Origin of the sequence: Hyunsoonleella jejuensis, assembly GCF_900111025.1 — a bacterium.
Lineage (GTDB): Bacteria > Bacteroidota > Bacteroidia > Flavobacteriales > Flavobacteriaceae > Jejuia > Jejuia jejuensis.
The window spans coordinates 436,547-448,474 of sequence record NZ_FOFN01000003.1 but is presented as its reverse complement, the minus strand read 5'-3'; the positions used below and the strand labels follow the sequence as shown (position 1 = coordinate 448,474).

General features: G+C 34.1%; 13 protein-coding genes. 4 read left to right on the top strand and 9 right to left on the bottom strand.

What is annotated here, in order from left to right; genetic code table 11:
- Window positions 1–68 precede the first annotated feature (68 nt).
- From BMY39_RS11830 to BMY39_RS11820, 3 genes are all read right to left on the bottom strand, one after another.
- The gene (locus BMY39_RS11830) at window positions 69–2,183 is read right to left on the bottom strand and encodes a coiled-coil domain-containing protein (protein WP_092579882.1); all 2,115 of its coding nucleotides are present in this window, start codon (window positions 2,181–2,183) and stop codon (window positions 69–71) included.
- A gap of 199 nt (window positions 2,184–2,382) precedes the next feature.
- Complete coding sequence (locus BMY39_RS11825; RefSeq protein WP_092579880.1) at window positions 2,383–3,051, bottom strand: bifunctional 4-hydroxy-2-oxoglutarate aldolase/2-dehydro-3-deoxy-phosphogluconate aldolase; 669 nt, start codon at window positions 3,049–3,051, stop codon at window positions 2,383–2,385.
- A 79-nt stretch (window positions 3,052–3,130) separates the two neighbouring features.
- Entirely contained in the window at window positions 3,131–4,177 is a 1,047-nt protein-coding gene (locus BMY39_RS11820) for a sugar kinase (RefSeq protein ID WP_092579879.1), read from the bottom strand.
- Window positions 4,178–4,429: 252 nt separating this feature from the next.
- Here BMY39_RS11820 and BMY39_RS11815 point away from each other — a divergent pair, with 252 nt between their 5' ends.
- Window positions 4,430–5,455, top strand: coding sequence for a LacI family DNA-binding transcriptional regulator (locus BMY39_RS11815; protein ID WP_092579877.1), 1,026 nt, complete (start codon window positions 4,430–4,432; stop codon window positions 5,453–5,455).
- A 64-nt stretch (window positions 5,456–5,519) separates the two neighbouring features.
- Here the strand turns inward: BMY39_RS11815 and BMY39_RS11810 are convergent, their stop codons facing one another.
- The 6 genes from BMY39_RS11810 to BMY39_RS11785 all read right to left on the bottom strand — a co-directional run bounded on the left by BMY39_RS11810 (window position 5,520) and on the right by BMY39_RS11785 (window position 9,032).
- Window positions 5,520–5,846: a hypothetical protein gene (locus tag BMY39_RS11810; protein ID WP_092579875.1), complete on the bottom strand. Its 327-nt coding sequence runs from the start codon at window positions 5,844–5,846 to the stop codon at window positions 5,520–5,522.
- A 206-nt stretch (window positions 5,847–6,052) separates the two neighbouring features.
- Window positions 6,053–6,826 (bottom strand): hypothetical protein, encoded by a 774-nt coding sequence (locus tag BMY39_RS11805; protein WP_092579873.1) that lies wholly within the window; start codon window positions 6,824–6,826, stop codon window positions 6,053–6,055.
- A gap of 224 nt (window positions 6,827–7,050) precedes the next feature.
- Window positions 7,051–7,446, bottom strand: a complete 396-nt coding sequence (locus BMY39_RS11800) for a rhodanese-like domain-containing protein (protein ID WP_092579871.1) — start codon at window positions 7,444–7,446, stop codon at window positions 7,051–7,053.
- A 6-nt stretch (window positions 7,447–7,452) separates the two neighbouring features.
- On the bottom strand, window positions 7,453–7,770 hold the full coding sequence (locus tag BMY39_RS11795; RefSeq protein WP_092579869.1) for a rhodanese-like domain-containing protein: 318 nt from the start codon (window positions 7,768–7,770) through the stop codon (window positions 7,453–7,455).
- Window positions 7,771–7,868: 98 nt separating this feature from the next.
- Complete coding sequence (locus BMY39_RS11790) at window positions 7,869–8,489, bottom strand: thioredoxin family protein (RefSeq protein ID WP_092579867.1); 621 nt, start codon at window positions 8,487–8,489, stop codon at window positions 7,869–7,871.
- 6 nt (window positions 8,490–8,495) lie between these two features.
- Window positions 8,496–9,032, bottom strand: a complete 537-nt coding sequence (locus tag BMY39_RS11785; protein WP_092579865.1) for a TlpA family protein disulfide reductase — start codon at window positions 9,030–9,032, stop codon at window positions 8,496–8,498.
- 124 nt (window positions 9,033–9,156) lie between these two features.
- Here BMY39_RS11785 and BMY39_RS11780 point away from each other — a divergent pair, with 124 nt between their 5' ends.
- The 3 genes from BMY39_RS11780 to BMY39_RS11770 all read left to right on the top strand — a co-directional run bounded on the left by BMY39_RS11780 (window position 9,157) and on the right by BMY39_RS11770 (window position 11,875).
- Window positions 9,157–9,618: a MarR family winged helix-turn-helix transcriptional regulator gene (locus BMY39_RS11780; RefSeq protein ID WP_092579863.1), complete on the top strand. Its 462-nt coding sequence runs from the start codon at window positions 9,157–9,159 to the stop codon at window positions 9,616–9,618.
- Window positions 9,619–9,900: 282 nt separating this feature from the next.
- Entirely contained in the window at window positions 9,901–11,307 is a 1,407-nt protein-coding gene (locus BMY39_RS11775; protein ID WP_092579861.1) for an anthranilate synthase component I family protein, read from the top strand.
- A 1-nt stretch (window position 11,308) separates the two neighbouring features.
- The gene (locus BMY39_RS11770; protein WP_092579859.1) at window positions 11,309–11,875 is read left to right on the top strand and encodes an anthranilate synthase component II; all 567 of its coding nucleotides are present in this window, start codon (window positions 11,309–11,311) and stop codon (window positions 11,873–11,875) included.
- Window positions 11,876–11,928: the final 53 nt, after the last annotated feature.

Here is an 11,928-nt window from a genome sequence, read left to right as displayed (position 1 = left end):
ATATATATTTTAATAAAAAAACCTCAACTGTATAAAGTTGAGGTTTTTCTATTTGTGTTTAAAAGTAATTATTCAATACACTTTAACTTATCTATAAAAAATTCTTTATAGGTTATATTTAGAATTTCCCAGGTACCTTCTGTACCCTGAAGCACAATCGACTTTATTGGAGCACTTTGTAAACTAGATGTTTTTGATGCATTGAGATGCGCCTTGAATAGGAACATTCCACATTCAATATCCCATGAGTGATAGAACTTTACTACTTGTCCGTTATCTAAAGTAACCCTAACGCTAGAACGCTGATTAGGCAAATAACTGGCACAACCTAAATCTTTAGATAAATTAAAGAATACATTTGTTTTTATACCCTGTCTGTAAAGCTCTACAGTTAACGCATCCGCTATTTCATACTCGTCTGTTCTAATGGTAGTTATATTATAAAATCTATCGTATTCATTAATTTGATAATGACAGCTATCTCTAAACTTTAGTCTTTCCCTTAAACTAATTGCTTTTTGTTGGGATGCTTTGTCTTCAGATATTACATTTTTATTAGCTTTAGCTTCTGCATTCAGTAGTTTTTCTTTTTCAGCTTCTATTCTGGCAATTGAATCTTGTCTTCGTTTTGCTTTTAACGCTTCAACTTGCTTTCTAGCAAGCTCTAGTTCTTGAGCAAGTCTTTGTTGTTCCAATTCCTTTGCTTTTGCAATAGAATCTAATTTTCTTTTGGCTTCTATTGCTTCTTGTTTCTGTTTTTCTAAAGCTTTTCGTAATGCTAATGCCCTAGCGGCATCAGCTTGTACTCTATTTATAGAATCTTTTTTTCGATTTTCAGCTAATTCCTCCAAACGTTTACGTTCTATTTCCTTTCGCTGTGCTAGTATCCTTGCCTCACTTGCCAGAACTTCGAAAATAGAATCTTGTCGTCGTTTCTCTTTTTCCGCATTTAAACGCGCAACGGCCCGTTGCTTTTCAATTTCGAAAATCTTCTTTTTTTGTAACTCTAATTTAGCAATCGAGTCCTGCTTTCGTTTCTCTGCCAATTCTTCCAAACGTTTGCGCTCCAACTCCTGCTGACGAGCTAGTTCCTTAGCCTCTTCTGCACGAACTGCCGCAATAGAATCCTGTCGGCGTTTTTCCGCCAATTCCTCTAAACGTTTGCGCTCTAGTTCTTGCTGGCGTGCCAACTCTTTGGCCTCTGCTGCACGAACTGCCGCAATGGAATCTTGTCGGCGCTTTTCCGCCAATTCTACTAATCTTTTGCGCTTTAACTCCTGCTGACGAGCTAGTTCCTTAGCCGCTTCTGCGCGAACTGCCGCAATGGAATCCTGTCGGCGTTTTTCCGCCAATTCCTCTAAACGTTTGCGCTCTAGTTCTTGCTGGCGTGCCAACTCTTTGGCCTCTGCTGCACGAACTGTCGCAATGGAATCTTGTCGGCGTTTCTCCGCCAATTCTTCCAAACGTTTGCGCTCCAACTCCTGCTGACGAGCTAGTTCCTTAGCCTCTGCCGCTTGAACTGCCGCAATGGAATCCTGTCGCCGCTTCTCCGCTAATTCTTCTAATCTTTTGCGCTCCAACTCCTGCTGACGAGCTAGTTCCTTAGCCTCTGCTACCTGAACTGCCGCAATGGAATCTTGTCGGCGTTTCTCCGCTAATTCTTCTAAACGTTTGCGTTCTAATTCTCTTAGTCTTTTTTCTTCTTTTATTTTTGAGATAGAATCTCGTATTTGCTTTTCCCTTAGCTCTTTTGCTCTTTGTATTGCTAGAGATTTTTGTTGTTTTTCTTCTTCAATTTTAGCTATGGAATCTTGTACACGTTTTTCTTTTTCCTCAATGATATCTTGTATTTTCTTTTTTCTGTTTTCTTCTTCCGCAATTAGTTTTTGCATCTCACGCTCTTCATAATCATAAAACAGATCCATCATTGATTCCGTGATTTCAAGAAATTCATCGCCGACAAAACCTGAAATTTCATCGTACCTAATCTTATAGGTGTTTTGACCTGAATACTCTAAAACTATACATTTTTGATTTCTTTTGAATTGCCCAACAACTTGGGAACTCATATCTATGCTCTGATGAATACTACCGTTTTCAACAAATTTTGTTTCTATTTCTTCGTCTTGAGCGAAAGAAAAATTTACGGTGGCAAGAAGGATAATTAGCAGATAGTGTTTCACTTTAAAAAATTTGGGGTTCTTTAACGTTTTACAATAACGCGATTTTCAAAATATATACATTATAAAACGCCTTATTACTTCTGCAAAATATGAAAGTTTTGAGATGTTTTCCAAAAAAAAACCATTAACCACCTTTTTTTGATGATTAATGGCTTTATAATTAAAAACCTGATACTAATTAAGTCTCTTTTCCTGAGGTTTATTTTCTAACAGCCTTGATAATTTCAAGCGCATTTTTTACATCGCGCTCTAACTTAGCATAGTCTTTATTAGCAATAATCTCCTTGGATATTAATTTAGAACCCATACCAACACAGGTAACACCAGCATCAAACCATCCTTTAAGGTTTTCCTCTGTTGGTGAAACACCACCCGTTGGCATAATAGACGTCCAAGGTTGAGGGCCTTTAACCCCTTTAACGAACTGAGGCCCGTAAATATCCCCAGGGAATAATTTTACAATTTCACAACCCAATTCCTCTGCCCTTGTTATTTCAGTTAAGGTCCCACAACCTGGAGACCATAATACTTTTTTACGGTTGCATGCAATTGCAATATCTTCTCTTAATACTGGGGTAACAACAAAATTTGCTCCTAAAGACATGAACAACGAAGCTTGTCCTGCATCAGTTACAGAGCCTACACCCATTATCATTCCTGGTAACTCAGCGACTGCATATTTAGTTAATTCCCCAAAAATTTCGTGTGCAAAATCACCACGAGCCGTAAACTCCATTAAACGAGCACCGCCGTCATAACATGCCTTTAATACTTTTTTACTTAATTCTATATCTTGACTAAAAAACAAAGGAATCATCCCTGTTTCTTTCATTGCTGCTGCAACTTCTAATCTTGAAAATTGTGCCATTTTATAAATGTTTAAATGTTTTTATGATTTAAACGTCCAATCTTTTAACAACTTGACGGTTAAACCAATAAACTATAATTTATCTTGCTACTCTACCGGAAGCATCACCTCCCATTAATTTTTCAACTTCAGCAACTGTAACCAAGTTAGCATCACCTTTAATAGTGTGTTTTAAACAGGATGCAGCAACTGCAAAATCTAAAGCATTTTGATCATCTTCTGGGTATTTTAATAATCCATAAATTAATCCACCCATAAAGGAATCGCCTCCTCCAACACGGTCAACAATATCAGTAATTTGGTATTGGCGTGTTTGAAATAACGTTTTACCATCATATAAAACACCAGCCCAAGTATTATGCGATGCAGAAATTGAGCCTCTTAATGTTGTAATTACTTTTTTAGCTCTTGGGAATTTTTTCATCATTTGCTCGCATACTGACAAGAACGCTTCTGCTTTTACATTATGTCCTTCCGTTTGAACAGAAATACCTTCTGGCTTAATACCAAAATGCATTTCGGCATCTTCCTCGTTTCCTAAAACAACATCACAGTATGACGTAAGCTCTGTCATAACCGCTTCCCTATGCGCATCATCGCAATATTTCCATAGTTTCGCACGGTAGTTTAGATCTGTTGAAATAGTCAACCCCTTTGCACTAGCTGCTTTTACGGCTTCTAAACACACATCAGCAGAACCTTGTGAGATTGCTGGCGTGATACCGGTCCAATGAAACCATTCTGCTCCTTCAAATACTTTATCCCAATCAATCATTCCTGACTCAATTTCGGACATAGCAGAATGTGCGCGATCATATACTACTTTTGAACCTCTAGATACAGCTCCAGTTTCTAAAAAATAGATTCCTAAACGATCTCCGCCGTAAACAATTTTATCTACGCCTACACCTCTTTTACGCATTTCCATCATAGCGCATTCACCGATATCATTTTTTGGTAAACGTGTTACAAAATCTACGTCAACGCCATAGTTCGCTAAAGAAACTGCTACGTTAGACTCTCCACCGCCATAAACAACGTCAAAATTGTTTGCTTGTGAAAATCTTAAAAATCCTTGTGGAGCTAATCTTAACATGATTTCTCCAAATGTTACAACTTGTGCCATTTTCTTAATTAAAATTAATTTTTATTATTTAGTATTTACTGTTTATATCATTTACATTAAAATCTGTTACAACGTTTGAACAAATTAAATCAATAAAATTTTGTTATAAACCTACAATAAAATAAAAACTACAAACTAATCAATAAATTTAGCGAATGATGGTTGCTTAAGCTTTATTGAGTCGGTTTAAATTTAGAACTAGACAAAAAATCAGTATCTTTGTTCAAACGTTGGAACAAAAGTATATAAAAATTGGCTAATAAAAAAAAATCCACGATAAAAGATATTGCAAATGTTTTGGGCATAACACCATCGGCTGTCTCAAAAGCTTTGAATAACCACCCAAGAATTAGCAAACAAACCAAAGCTGCTGTTTTACAGGTTGCCGAAAATTTAAACTATCAACCTAACCATATCGCCTCAGCTCTTAGAAAAGGAAAAAGCAATCTGGTTGGTGTTATTATCCCTAAGGCAAATAGTCACTTTTTTTCTTCTATTATTGAAAAAATCGAGGATACTGTTAACGAAAAAGGATACAATGTAATTATTGCACAATCTAACGAATCTTACAAAAAAGAATGTCGCAGTATAGAAGCTTTACTCTTTACCCAAGTTGATGGTATTATCGCCTCAATGGCTAACGAAACTATTAAGTTGGATTATTACAATAAAATAAAGCAAAAAGGCATTCCATTAATTCTATTTGATCGCGGAGAAAATGATTTAAATGTTGACTATATTGGGATTGACGATTATTTAAGCAGCCATATGATAGTTGATCATTTAGTAGAACAAGGTTGTAACCGAATTGCCCATATTGGTGGTTTTAGCCATACCAGAATTTATAAAAACCGTATTCGAGGGTTTATTGATGCAATTAAAAAACACAATCTCCCTTTTGAAGATGATTTAATTTACGAATGCAATTTAAGAAAAGAAGACGGCAGAGAAGTAATGGAAAAAATTCTTGAATTGGAACATAAACCCGATGGCATTTGTGTGTCTGCCGATTATGCCGCTTTGGGGGCTTTAGAAATCTTAAAAGAAAATAACATAAGAGTACCAGAGGATATTGCTCTTGTTGGATTTAGCAACGAACCATTTTCAGAAATTGTTACGCCTGGTATTACTTCTATTGAACAGCACTCTGAAAAAATTGGAAAATTAGCGGCAGAGACGTTTTTAAAAAGAATTAAAAATCCAGATCTGCCCGTTTCTTTAAATAAAATGATTTTAAAACCAGAACTTATAGTAAGGGATTCTTCAAGAAGAAAATGATTGTAGGCTGCAGACAGAAAATACTCTTTAGCGCAAGATCTTTTAAAGATTGAATTTGTAGATTTTAACTAGCCTGCTGCTTTTGCTCAACGCGTGCTCTCATTTTTTCAACCTTTTTTTGGTCTTTCGTGGCACTTTGTAAATTAACTTTCTCTAATCGATTAAGTTCTAATCTTATTTCTTCACTACGCTTTCTAAGCTTTGCTAATTTTTCTTCTCTAGCTTTTTGCCTTTGCAAACGCTCTTCTTTCTTTACAGCTTCAATACGTTCAAGTTCTTGTTGCTGTTTCTTTATCCTCATTTTTTCTAAAGTAACCGTGCCGTACGCATAACCGTACATGGCCAAAAAAAGCAGTGTTATTAATCCTAAAATGAGTAAACCATTTTCCATAATTGTAAATTTTGAGGGTAAATTTCGATAAAATCGCAAATGCCACTTAGTAGCACATAAAATTTTTATTAAAAGTATAAAAACTGACTTATGTCAAAAAATAAAAAAGGTGAAGTACCTAAAAATAAGTCAAAAACAAAAAAACCTTTACCGCGATGCGCTGTAAAGGTTTTTTTATCGACAAATTCAATTAAGATATTATAAATTTATTTACCGCTCATATAAGCATTGTAAGACCAAATTTCGTCCCAGGAATTCGAAAAGCTGCGGTCTCCCAAATCTAGAAAAAACTGCCATTTATTGGCTCCATGTGTTTTTTCGAAAACATCTTTAAAATTTTCTCCTTCTTCATCCATTTCAGCCCAGTTTTTTAAGAATCCTACTGTTGCAATATGCCTTCCCAAATCACCTTGCCTAAACTCGTTTACATATACACCCCATGGGTTCTTTCCGCCTTCCATAGCTTTTAAAGTTTTACTTACGTATTCTAAAAATGAAAAAGCTCCGGGAATTTCGCCGTCTTTAATTTCATGGTACCTAACAAATATTACTGGATGCTTTGCATCATCACCGTCCATCATACTCATGTTAGAGAGTTCATTATCCATCTTCCAAAATTCAACTGTATGTATTTTTTTTATAAACGGCATCACATTATCTCTCCAATCTTCATCGTGCCCATCGTTTGTCGGTCGCTTATCTAAATGCGTATACGTTGTTGGCCCCATCATCCAAACAAAACTGCCTGCATTAGGTCCTGTAGAAATATTATATACCCTAGCTTTATACGGACCATCTTTGTGATATTTAGCATTGTGAGCCCTCATGTTTTCACCTAAAGTCTTAAGGTCTTTGTAATCGGGTGTCATCATAATACTCTCTAGAACGTTATCTTTCGATTCGTCTTGAGCACTTAAACTAAGGGATGCACTAAATACTAGGCATACCATTACTAAAAAAGAAAATGTACTTCTAATCATAATAAAAAATTTTGGTTAGTTAAACGCACACTATTGTGCAAAAATTTGCTATCAAATAATTAGTAGGAAAAAATTAGAAAATATAGAGCGATTAATTTTATATTTTCTTTTTTGGAGTTTCTCAAATATAGAGAATTAATTCAAATAAAAAAAGCCTTCAAAATGAAGGCTTTGTATAACATTGTTAGTTGAACGCTATGTGCAACAGCTAAAAATAAGCGTTTTTAATCTTTATTCATTGTTTTTAAACCTTCACTTCTCCAATTTAGTATTCCTCCATCTAACTCATAAATCGTTTTAAAACCTGCATCTTTAAATTTAGAAACACTTTTACTACTGCGCTTACCAGAGCGACAATAGATATAAACAGGTTTATCTTTATTCAGTATGTTGAGACTATCGTCAAAATTTTCTGAAAAAAAATTGATATTGATGGCGCTTTTAATATGGCCTTGGGAGAACTCTTTTGGCGTTCTTACGTCAACAAGTTGCACTCCCCTACTTTCATTTAGTTTAGATTCGAAGGTTTTAGGTTCTAGCTTAATGGCATCAGAACTTGTGTACCACCCGCAACCACTTACTGTAATAATAAAAACTAAATAAAAACCAATTTTTTTCATAAACTGTTATTTTAAATCAACAACATCACCCGTCCATTGTAGCATACCTCCCTCAAGGTTATATGCCTTTTCAAAACCCAATTGTTCCATAATTTGGCATGCCTTGCCACTTCTATTTCCTGAGCGACAATATACATAGTAACTTTTGCTTTTATCCAGAACTTCTATAGCATCTAAAAATTCTTGTCCTTTGTAAATATCTATGTGAATAGCATTTGGGATAATACCATCAGCAACTTCGGCATCAGTTCGTACATCAAGTACAACTGCATTACTATCATTTTCTAATTGCTCTACCCACTCTTCTTGTGTTAAATCTTCCATGTTTATTTTAAATTTCAGCAAAATTAATACTTCTAAAGTATAGACGAAAAAAAATCCGAAGTATTACGCTTCGGATTTTTTTAATTTTTTCGAAAACACTACACCTTAATGCTACAACCTATGGCTTTGGTCTTTTTTGTTTTTACTTCTTCACCTGCTAACAGTGCATCTACTGCATCTTCTAAATATGTTTCGGACACCGCTTCTGGATTTCTGGAACTGTCATCTATAGCTCCAATATACTTCACTACCATCCCTTTTTTAGTTTTTTGAACCACATAATTATGGGGTGTTTTTGTAGCTCCAAATTTTGGATATATTTTTTGACCTTCATCTACTAAATATGGAAATGTAAATCCTTTTTCTTTGGCTCTTGTTTTCATCGCTTCGAAACTATCCCCTGGTTTAGCTTCAGGATTATTTGGGTTTATGGCAATTACCGGATAACCTTTTGATGCATATTTTTTATCTAAAGCTATTATTCTATCTTCATAAGCTATAGCGAACGGACAAGTGTTACATGTAAATGTAATGATGAATCCCTTCGCGTCTTTATAGTCTGATAACGATACCATCTTACCATCGATATTTTTTAAGTTGAAATCTTCAATAACATCGCCTACATCATAACCATGATTATGAGTTGTATTATCATTTGAAAATGCACTAACAAAAAAAACTAGTGCAATTAATGGAATTAATTTAAATACTTTTTTCATCATTTCTTATTTTAATTGTTTTACTTCTTCTTCAAGTTCTTCAAAAGTAAAAGATCTTTCAAAAAATTTTCGTTCGTTTTTCGTATATATAATAGTTGCTGGAATTGAGCCCGACCAAGATTTATCAATGGCATTAATCCATTTGTTTTCATTGTCATCATTTAAAACAACCACCTTACTTTTTAATTTATTTTTCAAAATAAATGGCTTTAATTTAGACTCATAAACGTGTGGAAAGTCTAAGCTCACTAAAATAACTTCAACACCTTCTCCTTTATATTCTGCATTTAGCTTTTCAAAATAAGGCAACTCTTTTACACAAGGTCCACACCAGGTTGCCCAAAAATTAATAACATAGGTCTTCTCGTCCTTTCTGTTTAGAAATTTGTTAAATCCTTCAAAATCATATATTTCTAATTCTATATCTTGATTAAATTTCTGCTCTGGCACAACCGACTCGATAGTACCGACTTCTTTTTGTGCTTTAAAATCTTTACAAGCTGTTGCAAAAAAAATAAATGATATAATTAATAAACGCCTCATATTATTTAATTAATAAGATAAAATTAAGCAATACGAACAGAGCAAAATAGTGTTTAACAAATATTTAAATAAAACTGACAAAAGTCGCTAATTTTACTTACATTTGTATATACAACAGTTAAAGATGCGAATAGAAGACATTTTAAAATTAAATGCTGACGTTCCATTATCAAAAAGTGTTGTGGTGAATATTTTGTATACGAGCGGTTTGATTCATTCTGAATTAAACAGAGTATTAAAGGCTTATGATATTTCTCTTCAACAATTCAATGTGTTGAGGATTTTAAGAGGTAGAAAAGGAAAACCTGCTTCATTAAGCATGGTGCAAGACAGAATGATTACTAAAATGAGTAACACCACAAGATTAGTTGATAAACTCATAAAAAAAAGACTAGTTGAAAAACAATTAAATACAACTAACAAAAGAAAAATTGATATCAGCATTACAGCTGAGGGATTAAGCTTCTTAAAAAAAATTGATACATTGATTGATAGCAAAGAAGTAGATATGGTAAATTCTTTAACCAATGAAGAAACTACCGAACTGATTAGGTTGTTGGGCAAACTTAGATTAATAGCAGACTAACTCTCTCTTAGAACTCAACAACGTTTAAAACTACCATTTTTAATGGTAGTTTTTTTGTTAAAAAAACTAATAAACAATTGTGTAATTATATTTTCATTTTTATATTTGACAACAGAAAGAATTAAATGAATAAAAAATTAAATAATACTTGGTGGTGGTGCTTTTCGAAACTAACATTCGTGAAGTAAAACCTTAGTATTTTAAAATATAAAAAAAGGCTTGTCATTCACGACAAGCCTTTTTATTTGAATTCTGACTTATTGATAGTCTAAACATCAAAAAATGAAAAAATTTAGCCTTTATACAAATCATAAGCGTATCTTAACTGATACTATTACTCCAGTAACCGTGTATTATAAAATTCGCGATAAGTACCCAAATAGTATTTTACTGGAAAGTGGTGACTATCATAGGAATCATAAGAATTTCTCTTACATCTGTTTTAATCCTATTGCTTCCATAAAAGTAGATAATGAAGTAATCTCTGAAACCTTTCCTGATGGCACTTCAACGTCTATAGAAATAACGGATGCTATTAATGTGGTTGATGAAGTGTATAACTTCACACAAAAATTTGACACCAAATGTGAAGAGAACTTTAAGTTTATAAACAACGGTATATTTGGATATACAGCCTATGATGCGGTACGCTACTTTGAAGATATTGAAATTGGTAAAAAAGAGGACTCCGTTGTTATTCCAGATATGTACTATGCAGTTTATCAAAACATCATAGCTATAAATCATTTTAAGAATGAGGCTTATATTTTTGCACATTGCTATGAAGGTGTTGAAAATAACATTGATGATATAGACAAGCTAATTAATGTTCAAAATTTTGCGTCTTACAAGTTCAATTCAAAAGGCGACATCATGTCCAATTTGACTGATGAAGAATTTAAAGAACATGTAGAGTTAGCAAAAAAACACTGCCAACGCGGTGACGTGTTTCAATTGGTATTATCAAGACGCTTCTCACAGGAATATACCGGAGATGATTTTAATATTTACCGTGCTTTAAGGAGCATTAACCCATCTCCATATTTATTTTATTTTGATTATGGTGACTTTAAAATATTTGGTAGTTCGCCTGAAGCACAACTTATTGTTGATGAGGGTTTAGCAGAAATTCATCCAATCGCAGGCACTTTTAAACGTACGGGCGATGAAGAGCAAGATGAAATTTTGGCTGAAAAACTAAAGAAAGACGACAAGGAAAACGCGGAGCATGTTATGCTAGTTGACCTAGCTAGAAATGATTTGAGCCGCCATGGAAACCGAGTAAAAGTAGAAACCTATCGGGAAGTTCAGTTCTTTTCACACGTTATCCATTTAGTAAGTAAAGTTACTGGACACAAACACAAAACAACTTCTACTATGCAAGTAGTAGCAGATACCTTTCCTGCTGGAACTTTAAGTGGCGCACCAAAACATAGGGCAATGCAGTTAATAGAACAGTATGAAAAAACGAGCCGTGGCTATTACGGAGGCGCTATAGGTTTTATGGATTTTAATGGGAATTTTAACCATGCTATTATGATTCGTACTTTTTTAAGTAAAGACTACAAACTCTATTGGCAAGCTGGAGCAGGATTAGTTTCAAAATCCAACAAAGAAGACGAACTACAAGAAGTTTACAATAAATTAGGTGCATTAAAAAAGGCTATTCAACTAGCAGAAGACATATAAGATGAAAAAAGTATTAGTTATAGACAATTACGACAGTTTTACGTACAATCTTGTGCATTACTTGGAAGATTTAAATTGTGATGTTACTGTTGTGAGAAATGACAAATTAGCTCTGGAAGACGTGGAACCTTTTGATAAAATTGTATTATCCCCAGGGCCAGGAATTCCTGATGAAGCTGGGTTATTAAAACCAATTATCAAAAAATACGCTGCTACCAAAAGTATATTTGGTGTTTGTTTGGGCCAACAGGCAATAGGTGAGGTTTTTGGTGGCTCGTTGGTTAACCTAGACGATGTTTATCATGGCGTTGCAACTAATGTAACCATTTGCGTAAACGACGAATATATTTTTAAAGATTTAGAAAAAAATATAGAAGTAGGCCGATATCATTCTTGGGTGGTACATCCAAATTTACCTGAGAGTTTAGAAGCTACGTCTTTTGATGCCAACGGACAAGTCATGTCTTTGAGACATAAAACTTATGATGTGAGAGGTGTACAATATCATCCAGAGTCTGTTTTAACACCATTTGGAAAAAAGATATTAGAGAATTGGGTAAATAACTAGTCACTGTAACCAGTGTTAGTAGATAATGTTTGTTCAAAACATAGAAAGTAAAA